18 protein-coding genes are annotated in these 18,190 nt (G+C 45.0%); 1 reads left to right on the top strand and 17 read right to left on the bottom strand.

What is annotated here, in order from left to right:
- Positions 1-24 precede the first annotated feature (24 nt).
- On the top strand, positions 25-276 hold the full coding sequence (locus tag KCTCHS21_RS07750; protein ID WP_130606510.1) for a hypothetical protein: 252 nt from the start codon (positions 25-27) through the stop codon (positions 274-276).
- On the opposite strand, the gene KCTCHS21_RS07745 is transcribed toward KCTCHS21_RS07750, so the two are convergent.
- The 17 genes from KCTCHS21_RS07745 to KCTCHS21_RS07665 all read right to left on the bottom strand — a co-directional run bounded on the left by KCTCHS21_RS07745 (position 264) and on the right by KCTCHS21_RS07665 (position 18,132).
- A complete protein-coding gene (locus tag KCTCHS21_RS07745; protein WP_130606508.1) occupies positions 264-1,232 on the bottom strand; it encodes an aldolase catalytic domain-containing protein in 969 nt (322 codons plus the stop codon). The genes KCTCHS21_RS07750 and KCTCHS21_RS07745 overlap by 13 nt on opposite strands.
- 143 nt (positions 1,233-1,375) lie before the next feature.
- Positions 1,376-1,672, bottom strand: coding sequence for a HesB/YadR/YfhF family protein (locus KCTCHS21_RS07740; RefSeq protein WP_232058116.1), 297 nt, complete (start codon positions 1,670-1,672; stop codon positions 1,376-1,378).
- A 476-nt stretch (positions 1,673-2,148) separates the two neighbouring features.
- Positions 2,149-2,541 carry a hypothetical protein gene (locus tag KCTCHS21_RS07735; protein WP_130606507.1) on the bottom strand — a complete coding sequence of 131 codons (393 nt, stop codon included), beginning with the start codon at positions 2,539-2,541 and terminating at the stop codon, positions 2,149-2,151.
- 168 nt (positions 2,542-2,709) lie between these two features.
- Positions 2,710-4,002: an MFS transporter gene (locus tag KCTCHS21_RS07730; RefSeq protein WP_130606505.1), complete on the bottom strand. Its 1,293-nt coding sequence runs from the start codon at positions 4,000-4,002 to the stop codon at positions 2,710-2,712.
- Positions 4,003-4,037: 35 nt separating this feature from the next.
- Positions 4,038-5,567 carry a leucyl aminopeptidase gene (locus KCTCHS21_RS07725; RefSeq protein WP_130606503.1) on the bottom strand — a complete coding sequence of 510 codons (1,530 nt, stop codon included), beginning with the start codon at positions 5,565-5,567 and terminating at the stop codon, positions 4,038-4,040.
- Positions 5,568-5,612: 45 nt separating this feature from the next.
- Entirely contained in the window at positions 5,613-7,001 is a 1,389-nt protein-coding gene (locus KCTCHS21_RS07720) for an ATP-binding protein (protein ID WP_130606501.1), read from the bottom strand.
- Between the two features lie 139 nt (positions 7,002-7,140).
- Positions 7,141-8,349: an anti-sigma factor domain-containing protein gene (locus tag KCTCHS21_RS07715; RefSeq protein WP_130606500.1), complete on the bottom strand. Its 1,209-nt coding sequence runs from the start codon at positions 8,347-8,349 to the stop codon at positions 7,141-7,143.
- Entirely contained in the window at positions 8,346-9,149 is an 804-nt protein-coding gene (sigI, locus tag KCTCHS21_RS07710; RefSeq protein WP_130606498.1) for an RNA polymerase sigma factor SigI, read from the bottom strand. The genes KCTCHS21_RS07715 and sigI overlap by 4 nt, the downstream gene beginning before the upstream one ends.
- Before the next feature lie 161 nt (positions 9,150-9,310).
- Positions 9,311-9,736, bottom strand: coding sequence for a hypothetical protein (locus KCTCHS21_RS07705; RefSeq protein ID WP_130606496.1), 426 nt, complete (start codon positions 9,734-9,736; stop codon positions 9,311-9,313).
- 183 nt (positions 9,737-9,919) lie between these two features.
- Positions 9,920-10,468: a peroxiredoxin gene (locus KCTCHS21_RS07700; protein WP_130606494.1), complete on the bottom strand. Its 549-nt coding sequence runs from the start codon at positions 10,466-10,468 to the stop codon at positions 9,920-9,922.
- A 129-nt stretch (positions 10,469-10,597) separates the two neighbouring features.
- Positions 10,598-11,677: a 3-isopropylmalate dehydrogenase gene (leuB, locus tag KCTCHS21_RS07695; protein WP_130606492.1), complete on the bottom strand. Its 1,080-nt coding sequence runs from the start codon at positions 11,675-11,677 to the stop codon at positions 10,598-10,600.
- 217 nt (positions 11,678-11,894) lie between these two features.
- Entirely contained in the window at positions 11,895-12,842 is a 948-nt protein-coding gene (locus tag KCTCHS21_RS07690) for a sugar phosphate isomerase/epimerase family protein (protein ID WP_130606490.1), read from the bottom strand.
- Positions 12,843-12,875: 33 nt separating this feature from the next.
- The gene (locus KCTCHS21_RS07685) at positions 12,876-13,922 is read right to left on the bottom strand and encodes a zinc-binding dehydrogenase (protein ID WP_130606488.1); all 1,047 of its coding nucleotides are present in this window, start codon (positions 13,920-13,922) and stop codon (positions 12,876-12,878) included.
- A 52-nt stretch (positions 13,923-13,974) separates the two neighbouring features.
- Positions 13,975-15,435 carry a CoA-acylating methylmalonate-semialdehyde dehydrogenase gene (locus KCTCHS21_RS07680; RefSeq protein WP_130606486.1) on the bottom strand — a complete coding sequence of 487 codons (1,461 nt, stop codon included), beginning with the start codon at positions 15,433-15,435 and terminating at the stop codon, positions 13,975-13,977.
- A 30-nt stretch (positions 15,436-15,465) separates the two neighbouring features.
- Positions 15,466-16,497, bottom strand: a complete 1,032-nt coding sequence (locus tag KCTCHS21_RS07675) for a zinc-dependent alcohol dehydrogenase (protein ID WP_130606484.1) — start codon at positions 16,495-16,497, stop codon at positions 15,466-15,468.
- A 40-nt stretch (positions 16,498-16,537) separates the two neighbouring features.
- Entirely contained in the window at positions 16,538-17,191 is a 654-nt protein-coding gene (locus KCTCHS21_RS07670) for an orotidine 5'-phosphate decarboxylase / HUMPS family protein (protein ID WP_130606482.1), read from the bottom strand.
- Between the two features lie 29 nt (positions 17,192-17,220).
- Positions 17,221-18,132, bottom strand: a complete 912-nt coding sequence (locus KCTCHS21_RS07665; protein ID WP_130606480.1) for a carbohydrate ABC transporter permease — start codon at positions 18,130-18,132, stop codon at positions 17,221-17,223.
- Positions 18,133-18,190: the final 58 nt, after the last annotated feature.

Raw genomic sequence — 18,190 nt, 5'->3', positions numbered from 1 at the left:
TCGGTTTGTGGCTGAAAAGGCTGCGTGCTGGAGTGGGGTGTTGGGCTGTTAGTGAACCGTGGGTTCTCTATTGTTACATTTTTCGGGCCGGATGGGCTGTTAGTGAACTGTGGGTTCTCTATTGTTAATTTTTACGGGCTGGATGAGGTGATAAGGGATCCGTGGGCGCGAGAGGGCTGGCCTTCTGCTCAACTAGCGGCAACAGCAAAGAAGCTGCTCATAATCACTTATGGGGCAGCTTCTTTATACGTTAAATCAGTTGCTTATTTACCGTGAAAAACTTCCGGAGTTGTCATTTTGTCATAGAATTCCGTGAACTCGTCACGTTTATCGGATGCGCGCCATCCCATCGCGGAGCGTGGGTGCTCATCCAACGTGCCCGTAATCATGTCGGGAATAAGATATCCCCACTCTTCCTTCTCACGAAGCTTAATCATGTGCTTCTCAATCATGCCAAGCACCGGGCGAAGGCTGTACTCTGGACGAGTAAGCTTAGCTAGCAGCAGCTCAGTAGGCGTGTTCCCCGCAGCGCGGCCCATTCCGTATACGGAAGCATCCAAAAATTCTACACCCAATTGCGCTGCAGTTAAGGTGTTAGCAAACGCCAGCTGCAGATTATTGTGAGTATGAACGCCTAAACGCTTGTTCTTCAACGCGCGACGGAATTTCTCAACCAAGAAACGCATATCGTCTGGATCCAGGCTTCCGAAGGAGTCAACGATGTATACAACATCAATCGGGCTCTCGTTAATCATGGACAATGCTTCATTCAGCTCGTTATCCATAACGCCGGACAATGCCATAATGTTGATCGTTGTTTCATATCCACGCTCATGGAACAATGTCGCAAGCTCAATAGCCTTAGCTGTGTCCCTTGCGTAGCAAGCAACACGAATCAAGTCCAGCATAGAGTCGCTTCTCAATAACACATCTGCCTCATCTACACGACCTACATCAACTAGTGCAGAAAGCTTCGTTTTTTTCTTTTCTTTAATAACTGTGCGTAGGAAATCATCATCAAGAAATCTCCACGGTCCCTCAGTTCCTTCGCTCTTCAAAAGCTTAGGGGAGTTCTTGTAGCCGATTTCCATGTATTCAACGCCTGCTGCGTTTAAAGACTCGTACAAATCCTGCACGAACTCAACGCTGAAATCCCAATTGTTAACGAGTCCACCATCGCGGATAGTGCAATCCACGATCTTGCAATGATTCGTCTGGTTGTGTACTGTCATATTCGTAAATCTCCTTTTCTCTGCTGCATGTGCGGTTTTCGAACATAATGATTATTAGTTTACAACAAACCGTTTATCTTTGCTACCTCTATTACAACTGTGCCCATTAGCCGAGGCTTTCAAGACAGTAGTCAATCACAGTCTCACGCAAAATCGAATATAAGCTCCTCGCCCTTGCAATCAAGCTTCAGGCTCTTGCCTTCTAGAAACCATACATCCTTACTTTCCATGTAAAAGGTAAGATGCTCCGCAACGGTTGTAACTGCTGCATCATGGGGAGTATCTCTTGTAATCCCAAAAGCAAAAGGCACTTCTCCGCCGCTTACATAACGAACGAATATCCGGATGACTTCACCCTCGCTAAATCCCCATTCCCTTTTAAAGCATGAAAGCGCGGCAGGCGTAACAATTAATTCCAAATCCAACACCTCATCTTTCATGTAGGTACCTGCTTGGCTGAACTCTTGATTAATTACTCCAGCGCTATAACCTCTTCGAGTCGTATACTTCTCTTCCGCTGTCGTATACTTTTCCCTCTAAGGAGTAGTAAGGTACCATCTTATGTACTTATTATAACGAAGTAGGACAATCAGCAAAAGAAATATACTCAAGCATTTAAACATTTCATTGGTTGTCCATAATTGCTCGAGAAGATAGTAACCGACCATCAACAAAAAAGGCGGTGCGGGGGATATTGAAGTGCCCCTAGAGCTTCACCGGTTTAACCCAAAGGTTTTCCAATGTCCATTCTAAGGCGAAACTTCAAAACCCACTGCACCACCATTTTTACGCCAAAATCCTGTTTACATCCCGTTACGACTACGACTACTTTACATACCGAGATACTTTCAATTCCTATTTATATCCTGTTACGACCACTATTCCATACCGGATACTTGATACGTTCAAATCCTATTTATATCCTGTTACGACCACTATTCCATACCGGATAGTTGATACGATTCGTAGAAGATGGATAGACAGCCGGACGACTTTCTTCCTTGCTTCTACTTTGTTGAAGGTCCTTCCACTTCTCGGAAAGCTCGTTAAACCACTGCTCATCCTTAGTCGATAACGCAATATCAATTAGACTTTGAATGGCATCAGTATCCTCAAATACATACGCAGGCAGCTTTCTTAGCAATCTTTCTCGCACCGCAACTGGTTTCCCCACTGATTCCTCATTATCCGAATTGACAACGAATATGTTAGCTATCCCTTGCTGCTCATCAACCGCATCAACAAAGCCATGAATGAATTCCCCGTTTTTCGTTGTTGCTTGAACCCAATCGCTAACTTCAACCTTCATCTTCTACACCACCTAACCGGAAAATATAATACACGCAAAACTGTAACAAAATCCCTTACATTTGAGTTAGACATAAACCGCCACTACTAGGTTGGCGAAAGAACGTTTATGTCAGATCCGTACTGTAATAATACAAGTTACAGTTATCTTTGTCAAGCTGATCTTCACCTAACGAAGCGGAGATGATGCATGCCGACTCTTAAATACAAACGGAGCCAGAACTAGCGCTAAAATTAATAAACCCAAACCTGCAAACGTAGTTAGCCCGTAAGTCTGTATCCATAGCGGTCCATCTTTGGCTTGATCGTAAAGCCAGCCGCCCGCTATTGGACCAATGAATCCCGCTACACCCGTTAACGCAGAGAATACCGCAATGTACATCGGCCTCTCAGACTTCGGTGAATCTCCTATTAGAAAATTAAAAACAAGTAGATTATATCCGGCGAAGCCAAAGCCTAATAGAACATGTACGATAATTAGCATAAGCATCACAGGTAGGATGGCCATTCCCGCCCACACCGCGCAAGAAGCCGCAATGATTGGGAAGGTCCACAATAGCAGCTTATTCGTTGAGTACTTGCTGTTTAACACACCCCAATAATAATAACTGATCATCATAACTAAATTTTGCAGCATAATAATTAACGTTACTTTGCTAGTACTTAGATTAATAATTTTCAGCATGACATAGGAAAAAAGCGGGATAACGATATTCATCATAAGAATAAATACGGAAATAAACAGCGTAGCCGAAAGAAACTTCCTGTCTTTGAAAGGACTGAATAACATCCGAAAAGATTGACCACTCTGCGATGGCTGAAATGGAGGATTTGGGTATTGGGATAACGCCCATCCGTTCCAGATAACGCAAGCTGCACTAACGGAGAACAACACGACGAAGCCGCTAGTCCCCGGAAGCCATTCCATAATCTGACCGCCAATCAACAAAGTGAGACATACGACGGCCCAATGAATCATATTCCGAATACCAAAATATTTACCTCTTATTGAGGTTGGAACGACGTCTGCCATTAGTGAAGTCCAAATAACGCCACCTGCCTGCGCAAAGACCATAGAGCTTAGCCATAAAGCAATGTATATTGGAATCCATGTATCCTCTGTAAAGGTGAGGGGAATTAACCCGGTGCCAACCCACAAGGTTCGATGCATGATGCCGAACAGAGCTGCAAAAAATCGGCGATTATGCCATTTCTGCATGGCGAACGCAATGAATAACTGGACAAGCAGTGCAAACGGGGGAATCGCCAATACTAAACCGATATGAAAAGCCGTAAAACCTAAATAAGTTAAATAGACGGTTTGAAGAGGGCCACCTAACAAATTGGCTAAAATATTCGCAGGTATACCCTCAATTAGCGAAATACGTAAAGCTCTCCGATTTACCGATTCGCTCTGACGGATTGCAAGCGTTTGCTTAAACTCTCTGAAAAAACTGCTCATCAATCGTTCCCCCATGTTGTTCCAAAATCCTTAGCCTAATTCACCTTACTAGACTCACTCCGAATATATTCAAGCAGAGATCGAACCATCACACCTGTTCCACCTTTGCTTTCGAAGCCCCTGTCTTCCCACATCCAGGCTGTTCCCCCGATATCCAAGTGAATCCAAGGATATTGCTCAGCGAATGTGCCAACGAATAATCCACCAGCTATTGCACCAGCCCATGAACCGCCATGATTTTTCAAATCCGCTACGTCGCTCTTAAGTAAGCGTTGATACTCTGGATGCGAAGGTAACGGCCATACATATTCTCCTGCAATATGAGCAGACTGAAGAAAATCCTGCAGCATCGTCTCCTCATTGGAGAGCGCTCCTGTCGTTAAATCCCCCAGAGCATGCATGACTGCACCCGTCAAGGTTGCAACATCTATTAGCCTTGTCGCTCCTTGGCGTATAGCAGTCGTTAATCCATCTGCCAAAACAATTCTACCTTCGGCATCCGTATTCAGCACCTCAACCGTTCTCCCACTATAGGTACGTATGACATCTCCTGGCTTATAAGAGCTGCCAGAGGGCATATTCTCAGCCGCAGGAATGACCGCTACGATATTAAGAGCAGGCTTCAATTCTCCGACCGCTCGCATAACCCCCATAACCGCGGCCGCACCTCCCATGTCGGAGATCATCTCCTCCATGCCTGCTGCCTTCTTAAGAGAGATACCACCCGTATCGAAGGTAACTCCTTTACCAATAATCCCGAGCGTCATCTTCGAATCTGGCGAGCCTCTATGATGGATAACAATCATTCTGGGTGGATTTACACTTCCTTGACCGACGGCCAGTAAACCACCCATTCCTTCTTGCACCGCATCCTTCTCATCATAGATTCGATATTCTAATCCATACTGCTCAGCAAGCAATCGCGCTTCTTCTCCCAGTTGCTCTGGCGTAAGCCGATTAGCCGGTTCATTAGTCAACTCTCGCGCATAACACACTCCATTAGCAATCTGGAGCCCTTGCTGCAGCCCTTCATCCCAAACACGGACACTCGCTTCTGAATTAAGAACAAATTGGACCTCTTCGAGAGAGGATGTAGCTCTCCCCGATGTCGAAAGGCTGTTCCTTCGGTATAGTCCCAGCAGCAAGCCCTCCATTAAAGCGCTTGCAGACGTCTTAAATTGATGCTCTGCCGAGTATAAGCTCGAAGGCACGATAAAGACAGCTTTTTTTATTTGATACTTCAATAATTTTTCACCTAAGCTACCCATTGCATTTCGTAACGCTTTGGAGGCATGAGACGAGGACTCGTGTCCAACAAATACTACATATCTCTCAGGAATTAATCCAAGAGTAGAAAGCCAAAGCGTATGTCCTGCTTTCCCTTGAAAAACACCCCGTTCAGCACTGTCCCGTAGCGCCTTATCAAGCTCAGGATGCAATAGCTCCCGATTGTCATCAATCTCTTCCTGATTGATGAATACAATAACTAACTCAGCCGAATTCTGAGCATTTTCAGACCTTGAGACGGTTGTCGTCCACTTCAATGACCAATCTGTCCATAACATGAGGTTTGTCCCACCCTAAGAGAAATCTCGTTCTTAAACCAGATTCTACTCTTTCCCCTCGGCAAAAGGCAAATAAATTAAAAATTCCGTTCCTTCGTTTAACTGGCTATCAACATGAATCGTGCCACCATGATTGACAATGATCCGATAGCTAACGGACAAACCAAGGCCAGTCCCCTCATCTTTGGTCGTAAAAAAGGGATCGAACAGCCGATTTAAGGTCGCCCTCTCCATTCCTTTACCATTATCCCTGATCGAAATAAGAGCATATTTACCTTCACGCTTTGCTGTAATATCGATACGTCCTCTTCGTTCACCATTAACCTCATAAATAGCATCCATAGCATTTTTCATAATGTTTAGCAGTACTTGCTTGATTTGCTTCACGTCTACAGAAACCGTTAAAGTAAGATCAAAAACCTCGCTATATAGCTCGCAGCCTTTCATCAGCGCTTCGCTTTCCGAAAGCAACACCGATTCTTTAATCAGAAGTCCAACAAGAACCTTCTGCTTCATTGGAGCCGATGGCTTAGAAGAGTTAAGGAATTCATAAATAATATCGTTGGCTCGATCAATTTCTGAGAGAATGATACGACCATACTCCTGTTTTCCAACCTCCTTCAGAAAAGGATGTAATAACTGGATAAAGCCTCGGATTGAAGTTAATGGATTACGAATTTCATGCGCTATCGCCGCGGCAATCTTGCCAAGCATCGCTAGCTTATCATTCTGAAAGGCAGTCTGTTCGATTTGTTTGTATTCCGAAACATCCTTCACACTAATCAGATAATCTCCGTCCAATTCTTCAATCTGAGATATGCTAACGAGGAGGAATCGACCGTTCACACCCTGAAATTCACCGTGAAATTTCCGATACAACAACATTTCTCTGTAAATTCTCAAAAAGTTTTTACGAATAGATAGCTGAAGATTACCGTGGAAAAAGAGCTGATAGAGCGTACAGCCAATTAAAGATTTTCTTGGTGCCTGCAGCATTCTGGACATCTGAACATTTAGGAACCTTAGGTTTCCAGCTGTATCGAACAGTGCGACACCGGTATCCATATGCTGGAGAACGGTCTCGAATTTATTGGGATGCTCTTCCTCCATCGGCGCCGTATGGATTGCGCTTGCGCTTAGGAAAAGCGGATCTGTGTCAGCCTCCTCCCTTGCCGCGCTTCCTTCCGGTAAGCGTAAGGAAATGAGCAGTTCTGTGATAAACAAAAGAGACCGATGAACGAAAGTCATCCGGTCTTCAGGCTCGGCGCAGGAAAGTAAAAACTTTACGCTCTCTTCATGATGCTCTAGAATGTCGTCAACTGGTAATTGACTGACCTCTTGCCACAATTTTTTGGTTTCTGGACGAACAATTGGTCCACCATTACGAACAAATTCGGCAAGTACTGGAAAATAATTCGTTTTCCACCCATACATACAAACATCCCCCTATTACTAGGCCTGTCACAATAGCAGTGATCAAATCATAGCCATTAATTAGTAATACTGTCAACGGGAGATGTTGTCGATCAATGGCGAACAATGAATAGGTCTGCTGGTCTATGCTGAATGCTAGTTATTCCCGGCGATTTGATCTATCATCATTCTGTTTTTCTTTATCTCTTTTATGTTTTTTGCCTTCTTTGTTTTCTTTGTATGGCTTGTGTTCTTTGCCGGAGTGATGCCGATTCTCTGATGGAGAGCTCTTCTCAGACTTATTCTTTTGCTTAGCTTCATCAAGAAGCTTCTTCCACTTTTCTTGCTTATCGATATTGTTTTTGTTCCTTTTGTCTCTCTTTTCTTTCTTATCTTTCTCACGCTTGTCGTTTTTGTTTTTATTACTCTTGTCTATCTCGTCTTTCTTATCGCCCTTAATTTGGTCTTTCTCATCTCTTTTAATCTTATCTCTATTATTTCTCTTGTCCTTATCGTTTTTGTTTTCCTTATTGTCCTTCTTATCTATTTTATTTTTGTCTATATTGTCTTTCTTATCATCCTGCTTCTTTTCCTTCTTTTTCTCATGCGGGCTCATCACCTTATTGACGCCTCCCCAAGAGGCAGCAATTTTCTTAAGTGAATCCTTCTTTAAGGTTTCCAACGATAATTCATGTCCCTGGCTTTCCGATATGAGCCAGAAGGCCATTTTACCAGATGAAACCCCATTCGCCTCAGCCTCATTCCTAACTTCAACAGGCAAAGAAACAGTTGTCACCTCTAGCTTACTGGCACCTTCTAAATCTTCCTGCTTCGTTACCTCATCTAGAACTCGCGTCATTGTCTGTGTAACTTGTTTTTCCCATTGCTCTGCTACCGGCTTAATGGGCACGCTTGCTATAACAATTTCCCCGTCATCCGAGGTCAGCATATGCTTATCTACCAATTTATGAGCGAGCTCATTCATCACCGTCTCCAGATCACGTCCCCGGTATTTCACCCCTGTAACAATAGCGTCTGCATCTTCATTTAACGCTCGGAGCTGTCGAACCTTTTCTCGGGCATCTAAGCCAAGCTCTATACTCGGATTAACATCCATCGTTACGTAGGCAACAACTGGGGGTGTTCGAAGCATCAGGAAACAGATTATGATCAGCAGTAACGCGGCACCGAACACACCGGTCTGTAACATACGCTGACGGATACGAGGTATTGCGCGGACAGACTCGTAATCAGTAATTTCCTCACCAATCTCGAAGTGCGCTTGTTTCTTAACTCGAATAAATTGCCCCTCTGCCGTCAATAAGACGACAGTCTTTTTCTCAATCGCCATAATCGTTCCGCGTTTCATGATGTTCCCCCCTTTCCGTAATGATCCAAACCGATATATTCCTGCAAAAAAGGATAAGTCCCATAAGCGATCAAGCTTATTGCGATCAAATATTTGCGATGACGCTCAGCTGTCTTTCTCGAAACTGCCTCCGCTTCGCACAGCTCTTTAATGGGCAGCTGTCGTTTCTCATGAAGAAAGCGAAACAGCCTCTCCTCGCTAGCGAGCCTTCTCCCCATCCGCATTAACATGCTTCTCGAATCTTGATGACGGGGAGCATGCTCGACTAAATCTCCGAATGTAATACCATACAGAGCCATTTCTTCTGTTAGTGCGGCAATTTCAGCTTTGCGATCGTCGGCTGTTCGTTGCTTATTGTAGGCTTCCATCGCCTGTGCATCCTCAACCCGATTAATCGAGTTGCCGCCGTCTTCAGCCTCTAATTCAAATGCGCTGTAAGGAACGACAGAAGCATGTCTACTCTCTTGACGAACGAAGTCAATGAGCCGTCGGTTTATGACTGTTTCTGCGAAACCCAAAAACTGCCTGCCTCCCTCTGGAGAAAATCCGGTAATCGCCTCGTCGAAGGCAGCTAAAGCCACGCTATATGCGTCATCCTGCTTAGGATCGATGTACCGATGAAAAAAGCGGCTTGTTGTTTTTAATATATATGGATGATACTGACGTATCAGTTCATTTCGTAGCTCTTGTTCCCCGTTGTGGATTCGCTCCACCAGATGCTCCGGCATAACTCCAGTATCCGAGGCTTGGACCTTCTTGCTTGATGAATTCAGCCACTTCTTCCAAAGTACGAGTAGCACGCGCTCACCCCACAATCATAACATTCGGATAGCTCCTCATTTTTGAGGGGGTACCGATGTAAACTTATTAAACAAAAAGAAAAGAACCGCTCTAAGCAGAAGAGATCTACTTAAAGGCAGTCCTCGATTCATTTCCATCCTATGCTAAACCAGCTACAGGCTCAGATTGTGCCCCCTGGCGTTCGTTTCAATTTCAGCTTATGACGCCTTTGGCTCAAGACGATAAGACGTTTCTTTAGCTGCTGTTCCCATTCCGTGTCGCTGATTTCCTTGGCAAATGTGAGCAAATCGAGAGACATATCGATCTGGCTTTGCACGATTTGCATCGGGTCCTCTTCCTCATTGTTGACGCAATTTTCGTGAAGGGCTTTGTCCGACTCGTCCACGTAATCATGGAAATCGACTTCGGATGCTCCATCGCCGTGCGCATATTCGGCCAAAATTTCGTATTCGTTCTCCACTAAGTAGTGTACTTCAATACGGTGACACACGGGGCAAAACAAAATCGGCACATTATGAATCCGTGTCCGGTAATGCTTTAAAGTACCCTTCGTTCCAATCATGCTAGCTCCACAGCAAAAGCTCATCGCCTTCCCTCCTCACATCAACACTAATTATTCTTCTCACTATATTCTCTATCCATTAACACAATTCCTGCCATAATGATTTACCAATATGTTGATGTAAAATAGAAATTTAACCTTCCTTATGGTCCAAAAAACTCCCCGGAACTTACTTCCGAGGAGTTTCTGTTGTTCATTGTGCAATTATTACTTAGCGACCAAGTTCTTGTCGCCAGCTTTCCAGTTCATCGGGCACAGGCCACCAGATTGCAATGCTTGCAGCACGCGAAGAGTTTCTTCTACGCTACGGCCTACATCGTTGTGATTAACAACCTGGTATTTCAATTCGCCTTCTGGATCGATGATGAACAGACCGCGTAATGCGATACCTTCTTCTTCAATCAGAACGCCATAGTCGCGAGCGACTTGTTTTGTAATATCAGCTGCTAGTGGGAAGTTCAATTGGCCAAGACCGTTATCGTTCTTAGGTGTATTGATCCACGCGCGGTGGCTATGCTTGCTATCTACGCTAACGCCGAGAACTTCTGTGTTCAAACCTTTGAAGGTTTCAGCAGCATCGGAAAGCGCCGTAATTTCCGTAGGGCATACGAAAGTGAAATCCAGTGGATAGAAGAAAAATACCAACCATTTACCTTGGTAATCGGAAAGAGAAACCGAACCAAAATCCTTACCGTCTCCTGTAGCTGTTTCCAGAGTAAAGCTCGGTGCGGGACGACCAACTAAACGCTCTGCCATCTTCCAAATACCTCCTATAAGCCCAGCCTTAATGCCAGTGCTTTCTATTTAATACTCTCGATAAAAATCGTACCACTCAGGGACAAGCTAGTCAAGATAATAACAATTCCTTTTTTATAATTATTATAATTAACGTACGATTGCTGCCACAATTAGGTCGCCCATTGCTGTCGTACCAATCGCTGTGCTCTTATCTACTGCGATATCGCCTGTGCGATGACCAGCATCAAGTACGTTCTTAACTGCTGTTTCGATAGCTGTTGCAGCTTCTTCGTAGCCGAAAGTCAAACGGAACATAAGCGCAACCGACAGAATTGTAGCGATAGGGTTCGAGATGCCTTGTCCAGCGATGTCAGGAGCAGATCCATGAACTGGCTCATACAATCCAAAGCTACCTTCTCCTAAAGATGCAGAGGAGAGCATACCAATAGAACCTGTCAGCATAGCAGCCTCATCACTTAGAATGTCTCCGAACATATTTTCCGTTACGATAACGTCAAAGCTAGATGGACGACGTAGTAATTGCATTGCGCAGTTATCTACAAGCACGTGCTCCACTTCAACATCTGCATATTCCGGTGCAATCCGATTAACTGTTTCTCTCCAAAGACGGGAAGTTTCAAGTACGTTTGCTTTATCAACGGAAGCCAATCTTTTGCTACGCTTCTGAGCTACTTCGAAAGCCTGACGCACGATACGCTCAATTTCCGTAACATTGTATACGCAAGTGTCAACTGCTTCTTCACCTTGAGGTCCTTCACGACGGAATTTCTCTCCGAAGTAAATACCGCCTGTAAGCTCACGAACAACAATCAGATCAGTGCCTTCAAGTACTTCAGGCTTCAAGGTAGAAGCATCTTTCAAACAATCGAATACGACTGCAGGACGAATATTGGAAAATAGCCCTAGTGCTTTACGAATGCCCAGCAATCCTGTTTCGGGACGAAGCTCCTTGGAGTTGTTATCCCATTTCGGTCCACCTACAGCACCTAGAAGAACAGCGTCAGCTTTGCGACACATTTCCAATGTATCTTCTGGCAATGGCGTGCCTCTTTCATCAATCGCGATACCGCCGAACAAGCCGTGCTCAAGCTCAAACTTGTAGCCGAATAGCTCTTCCGTACGTTTCAATACTTTCTCAGCTTCTGCTACTACTTCTGGTCCGATACCGTCGCCAGCGATGACGGCAATTTTTTTAACTTCTGACATGATTTGTATTCACTCCAATTTAGGTATAGGTTGTCCATTGAGACTCTCTCTCAATTGTAGTACATTTTACCCCCATTGGCAAAATAGATAATAACTATCGTTTCTATAGGAGTTAGCTATTATCATACTGACAATATGTTGGATGAGCAATATGAAATGGGAAAAGAGCTGCCTCAAGAGTAATTAACGCTTGGAGACAGCCCTTCTTCGTATTTTTTTATAAATTTTGCTTAATAATAACCTCACGCTGGCGGAAATAAGTAACCGAATCTTTAACAAGCTGATTCAAAAATTGCTTATTTGGCTTGCCATACATAGCGGGATATGGGGCACCACCGGGGCCAAGCGGCTCAGGAGTGACAAATCTGTCATTACTGTTGAAGGATAACAAGTACAAGCTCATGATGATAATGTCCAAATCCATTGCACCTTGTCCCAATGCGCTCCGGTTACTGTCCGCTAGATGCAGGTTTACTAACCTTGGCCCAGCTTCTATAATCGCTTCCCCAATATGCTCTTCCTCAGATTGCATGTGGTATATGTCACCGTTAATATGTGCGATTCCTGGATGATTTACGGCTCTAATATAGCTCTTGGCATCTTTAATCGTATGGATAAAGCTGACCTCAGCTGACCGGATAGGCTCAATAGCTGCTTTAATCCCGTATTTAACGAATAAGTCACCTACGATATTCAGGGTTTCCACACTTCGCTCGAATTCCGAGTCATCGTAAGCAGTTGGACGTCCTACCGCTCCAGGCACAACTAGAATATAATCGGCGCCCACCGCTGCAGCGAAATCCAGCTCACGCTTTAGGTAATCAATGGCCGCTTGTCTGTGTATCGCGCTATTGCTGGATAAATCATTGTCCTTCGAGAACATTCCACATATGCCCGATACTTCCATCCCATAAATTTGCAGCAGCTTCTGAACGTCTTTGGCCTTATAGCCCAGATCTGGCCCATAATGATTGCCGTGCAGCTCAATGAATCGGAGGTCCGAGTCATGCAGCCTTCTCATCGACTCGTCCAGTGTTTCCAGCCCGAATCCCCAATTACTCCATGAAAGATTCAAATCTTGCTTGAGTGCCTCTGGATTACGCTGCTTAAGCTCTAGAAAATGAGAGCGAATTTTATCGTTCTTAAGCTCAAAATTTTGCTTCAACGTACCTTCCTCCTAACTAGAGCCCTAATTAAATTATGCGTTCGGTAAAATAATTGATTTGGCATGGTCGAGTGAATGCATTTCATCGAAAGCCTGCTCCCAATCATCCATTGCATATATTTTAGTCATCGGCATTGGATCGATTTTTTTCTTGTCCATCAGCTTCAGCACGTTCTCCCATTGATAGTACTTATGGCTGAAGGAGCCTTGAAGTCTTACCGCCTTCTGGATGATAGGGTCAAGCGAAAATCCTACCGGAGCCGGACCCCAGCCTACCTTCGTGATCTGACCGCCTTGTCGCACCATCTCCATGCTTTGCTGCAAGGTAGCGCTTATTCCTACGCAGTCCACGACTAGGTCAGCACCAAAGCCGTCTCCTACCTGCGTAACCTTAGCTACTGCATCCTCTTCCTCTACTATTATAACTTCATCTGCGCCGAAGGACTTAGCAAGCTCTAATCGCTTAGCATCCCTCTTCGTTCCGATGATGGTTAGATGTCCTGGAGAAGATAGCTTGGCCATCTGAAGGCACATGAGTCCGATAGGACCTGGGCCAATGATAACAACATGATCTCCAGGCTGGATGTGGGAATGATGAGCTACTGCGTTGTAGGCAACGCTAACGGGTTCTGTAAGGGCAGCTTGCTCGTATGAAATGCTATCAGGCACATGATGGCAAATTCCCTCACGGGTTTTGACGTATTGCGCCATACCTCCGTCAGCTGTAGCGCCGAACGCCAAGCGGTGAGGGCAAAGATCGAATTGTCCGGAACGACAATACACGCAAGCATCGCACACATAGATCGGAGTCTCGCTAACGATGCGATCCCCTTTCTTGAACATTTTGACGCTTGAGCCTACCTCAACTACAGTTCCGGAATATTCATGCCCAAGTACAAGCCGAGGCTTAACATAGAAGCCATTGGTACCATGATAAATATGAAGGTCGCTGCCGCAAACGCCGACCGCTTGAACCTGCATCAAAATTTCTTTGGGTCCTAGATCGTCAGGAACCGGAATTTCTTCCAAGCGTACTTTTTTGCTGCCTTTTTCATATTGAACCAAGGCTTTCATCTTCATGATGCGTGAACCACCTTATGTTGGAATCGAATGAATGACTTAAGTGCTCAGACTACCAGCGTGCAGTAACCATTTTCTTGCGTGTGTAGAACTCCACACCGTCCGAGCCATTCGCATGCAAATCTCCATAAAACGAGCTCTTCCAGCCGGAGAAGGGGAAGAAAGCCATCGGTGCTGGAACGCCTACATTTACGCCAAGCATCCCTGCATCTACAGTCTCTCTGAATTGACGAACATAGCTTCCGTTTTGCGTATAGATACAAGCTCCATTCGCAAATTCAGATTGGTTAAGAATGCCGATTGCTTGCTCTAAGCTTTCCACACGCATAATAGAGAGTACAGGTGCAAAAATCTCATCCCGCCATATTTTCATATCGGATTTCACATTATCGAATATAGTAGGTCCAAGGAAGTATCCTTTATCAGAAGCTTCTGGAGCAGTACGACCGTCCCTAATGAGGGATGCGCCTTCCTCCTCGCCGCTCTTAATGTATTCTAGTGTCCGATTCTTATGGGAATCTCTGATCAATGGACCGAGGAACACATCAGGCTCCAATCCATTACCGATGCGAATCTCATCACTTGCCTCTTTAATCCGTTCTACTAGCTTATCAGCAATGTCCCCAACAGCTACAACGACAGAGCAAGCCATACAGCGCTCTCCGGCTGATCCGAAGGAAGCGTTAATAATCTGACGAACCGTTAAATCCATATCCGCATCATGCATAACAATGCTATGGTTCTTAGCACCTGCTAACGCCTGAACCCGCTTACCGCTTGCTGAAGCAGTCTTGTGTACATATTCGGCAACCGGCTGTGAACCCACGAATGAGATCGCCTTAACATCTGGATGATGAATAAGTCCATTCACTACATCACGCGCTCCGTGCACGATATTGAATACACCGTCAGGGAAACCCGCTTCCTTCGTCAATTCAGCAAGACGGTTAGCGAGCAACGGCGTTCTTTCTGAAGGCTTCAGAACAAATGTGTTGCCGCACGCTATCGCTAATGGAAACATCCAGCAAGGGACCATCATCGGGAAGTTAAAGGGGGTAATACCCCCGATAACGCCTATTGGATACCTGTACATGCCCGACTCCATCCGGCTTGCGATATCTGGAAGCTGCTTGCCCATCATAAGAGACGGGGCACCAGCTGCGAATTCCACGCATTCGATTCCACGGAGCACTTCTCCGTACGCCTCTTCATAGCTCTTGCCGTTCTCAGTCGTAATGAGTTTGGCAAGCTCTTCCCAATGCTCAACGAGCAGCTGCTGGTATCGGAAGAGAACTCTAGCTCTCTTAGGTACTGGAGTTTGGCTCCAAGAAGAGAATGCATTCTTCGCTGCTTGCACACCGCGATCCACATCCTCCTGCGAGGACAAAGGTGTGTAGGCGATAATTTCTCCTGTTGCTGGCTGGTATACGGCTTCAGTGTCGTTAGAAGCCGATTGTACCCATTGTCCATCAATAAAGTTACTTAACTTAATTGCCGTTTCCTTGATGTCCATGAATTGTGCACCTCGATGTGTTTTAACAAATTAGGGATGAATAATAACTTTAATGGCGTCAGCTGTCTTATCACGCAAAACTTCAAAGCCTCTATCAATTTCTTCTAACGGATATTCATGTGTAATAAGTGGTTTAACATTAATTCTGCCATCACTGATCATTTTAAGCACAGTCTCTCCTTCAAAGGAGAACCCCGTACAGCCAACTATCGTTATTTCGCTGAAAAGCAGCGCCTGGATCGGGATTGTTACCTGACTAGCCGCAAAGCCGAGTGCCATAACGGTTCCTTGCATTTTGGCAGCTAGTATCGCTGTTTCATACGTAGACGGCAACCCAACCATCTCTAGAACAATATCCGCTCCGTAACCGCCCGTTTCATCTTTAACGACCTGTAGTACATCTTCAAACATCGGATTTATCGTTCTATCCGCACCGAATTGCTCAGCCAGTTTAAGCTTCGAAGGCGATGTATCTACTGCGATAACCTTACCTGCACCTCTTAGCTTAGCAAGCTGAACGGCGATCAAGCCAATTGCACCGGTACCAATGACTAGGAAGGTGTCACCAAGCTTGCTGTTCGCACGATTAAGAACGTGAACTGCATTTCCGACGAAATCCAAAGTCGCTCCCTCGTCAAAGCTAACATTGTCTGGAAGTTTATAAATCTGTCTCGTAGGAACCGTGATATACTCACGCATTGTTCCATGTGTCATTTGTTTACGAGAGGATCCGATTGTTACGCCGTTCTCGCATAGGTTTTTCCAGCCTCTTTCACAAGCATAGCAATAGCCACAAGATAGCTGAGGATCAATAGCGACACGATCTCCGACCTTCCATGGTCCTGCATCTGGTCCAACTGCTTCGATCTGACCCGCTGATTCATGTCCTATAACGAGTCCAGGAACACGTCTTGCTCCCCCATCTGCCTCCATGCCATGAACATCGGAGCCACAAATACCAACGGAGTGAATTCGGATTCGTACTTCGCCTTGCTTCGGCTCCGGTATTGGATGATCTTCAATTGTAAACCGATAAGGTTCTTTAATGACTGCTGCTTTCATTTCTCTCGTTCCCCTCTGTCATTAGGTTTTAAGCTTATCTTTATTGGGCTGCCTTAACTGTTTTGATGAAGTCCGTCAATTTCTCCAAAGCATTTTCCGAGCTTAATATCGGCTCGCCTTGGACAATGAAGGATGCTCCAACAGAAAGGGATTCCAAAGCATCGTCAATGGTAAAGGTAGATACACCCACTGGTATTTGCACAGCTTCTACAATTTCCTTCACATAATCCGCACATTTCCGCTCCGGATAATATCTTGTTTCATCCATCCCCAAATGCTTAAGCAAATAATCGACGCCCAGCGCTTCGACTTCCTTCGCACGCTCAACCAAATTTTCAGGCTTAACGGAGAACAAATCACCGCACACTTTAATACCAGTCTCTCTACCAGCTCTTACAGCCTCTTTAATGCTTCCATCATTCATAGTCGCTAGGACAGTCGCAACCTTTGCCCCTTGTTTAGCCGCCTCAGCGAAGTATTTATAAACGCCATCCTGTGCCTTAAAATCCGCAACAACGGGTACATTGCCGCTGAACTCTACCATTTTGCCGATAATATTGATGCCCTCATAGTAGATAAGCGGTGTTCCCGCTTCAATCCAATCTGCACCCGCCTTTAAAGCAATTTCAGTATATTGACGAGCTTTCTCTACATTAAGTGTATCAATTGCGACTTGAACCCATGGTTTCTGCATAATAACAATCTCCTATCTATTTTTAATTTCTAAGACTTCTGTATCTTGCGTAAGAAATAAATACTGATAACTAAAATGAATACAAGCATGACGTTGGATAAAGCAGCAGCATATCCGGTTTTTAGGAACTCAAATGCTTGGTGATACACATAGATGTTGAGAGTTTCCGTCTTATTACCTGGACCGCCGCCCGTCATGATGTAGATGGTATCGAAACGTTTAATAGCATCCATTAAGCGGAACAATATCGCCATATAGATATAAGGCTTAAGAAGCGGCATTGTAATATACCAGAAGGTTTGAAAGCGATTAGCGCCATCCAGCTCGGCCGATTCATAGGGCTCTGTAGGAAGCGTCTGAAGTCCTGCTAGCAGGATCATGGTCAAGAACGGAGTCGATAGCCATACATCTGCTAGAATGATGGACGGCATCGCCCAGCTCGGATCACCAAGCCAGTTCGGCCCTGAGATCCCTATCTTATCCAAATAGTAGTTGATCAGCCCGAGCTCCGGATTGTAGAGCATTCTCCAGACCAACCCTACAACTATAGGCGTCGTCATCATAGGAAGAAGATACAGGGATCGCAAAATCTTAACCCCTTTGAACGTTCTTGCTAGTAGCAGTGCAATACCCATACCGACAAGTAATTGAATGCCCACCGTTCCAAAAACCTGGTACAAAGTGTTAAAGAACGCATTCCAGAAATAAGTATCCTGCATGATTTCCTTGTAATTTCCGAAGCCTACGAACGTCTTTGTTGATTTGGCTAGGTTTGAAGAAAACATTCCCGTGTAAATACTGTGCATGAGAGGCCCCATACTAAGCACAAGCAATATAATGAAAGCTGGTGCGATTAGTAGAAGTAGAACCATACTGTCTCGAGATTTCATCATGCTTCTTTTCTTGTTTGCGCGAGGCAACGGTAGCTGATAATTTGCCATAATATCTTGTTTGCCTCCTTTCTAAATGGGGAGAGAGGTCTCTCCCCCCACTGCAGAA

Origin of the sequence: Cohnella abietis (assembly GCF_004295585.1) — a bacterium.
Classification (GTDB): domain Bacteria; phylum Bacillota; class Bacilli; order Paenibacillales; family Paenibacillaceae; genus Cohnella; species Cohnella abietis.
Note: the sequence above shows the minus strand (reverse complement) of the source record. Positions and strands in the feature narration are given on the sequence as shown.

Bases quoted from the DNA above. Each gene is read 5' to 3' on its own strand.
- KCTCHS21_RS07705 (WP_130606496.1), bottom strand. From the start codon at position 9,736: ATGAGCTTTTGCTGTGGAGCTAGCATGATTGGAACGAAGGGTACTTTA.
- KCTCHS21_RS07700 (WP_130606494.1), bottom strand. From the start codon at position 10,468: ATGGCAGAGCGTTTAGTTGGTCGTCCCGCACCGAGCTTTACTCTGGAA.
- KCTCHS21_RS07685 (WP_130606488.1), bottom strand. From the start codon at position 13,922: ATGAAGATGAAAGCCTTGGTTCAATATGAAAAAGGCAGCAAAAAAGTA.
- KCTCHS21_RS07680 (WP_130606486.1), bottom strand. From the start codon at position 15,435: ATGGACATCAAGGAAACGGCAATTAAGTTAAGTAACTTTATTGATGGA.
- KCTCHS21_RS07735 (WP_130606507.1), bottom strand. From the start codon at position 2,541: ATGAAGGTTGAAGTTAGCGATTGGGTTCAAGCAACAACGAAAAACGGG.
- KCTCHS21_RS07675 (WP_130606484.1), bottom strand. From the start codon at position 16,497: ATGAAAGCAGCAGTCATTAAAGAACCTTATCGGTTTACAATTGAAGAT.
- KCTCHS21_RS07670 (WP_130606482.1), bottom strand. From the start codon at position 17,191: ATGCAGAAACCATGGGTTCAAGTCGCAATTGATACACTTAATGTAGAG.
- KCTCHS21_RS07725 (WP_130606503.1), bottom strand. From the start codon at position 5,567: ATGTTATGGACAGATTGGTCATTGAAGTGGACGACAACCGTCTCAAGG.
- KCTCHS21_RS07745 (WP_130606508.1), bottom strand. From the start codon at position 1,232: ATGACAGTACACAACCAGACGAATCATTGCAAGATCGTGGATTGCACT.
- leuB (WP_130606492.1), bottom strand. From the start codon at position 11,677: ATGTCAGAAGTTAAAAAAATTGCCGTCATCGCTGGCGACGGTATCGGA.
- KCTCHS21_RS07740 (WP_232058116.1), bottom strand. From the start codon at position 1,672: ATGAAAGATGAGGTGTTGGATTTGGAATTAATTGTTACGCCTGCCGCG.
- KCTCHS21_RS07715 (WP_130606500.1), bottom strand. From the start codon at position 8,349: ATGAAACGCGGAACGATTATGGCGATTGAGAAAAAGACTGTCGTCTTA.
- KCTCHS21_RS07730 (WP_130606505.1), bottom strand. From the start codon at position 4,002: ATGAGCAGTTTTTTCAGAGAGTTTAAGCAAACGCTTGCAATCCGTCAG.
- KCTCHS21_RS07720 (WP_130606501.1), bottom strand. From the start codon at position 7,001: ATGTATGGGTGGAAAACGAATTATTTTCCAGTACTTGCCGAATTTGTT.
- KCTCHS21_RS07665 (WP_130606480.1), bottom strand. From the start codon at position 18,132: ATGGCAAATTATCAGCTACCGTTGCCTCGCGCAAACAAGAAAAGAAGC.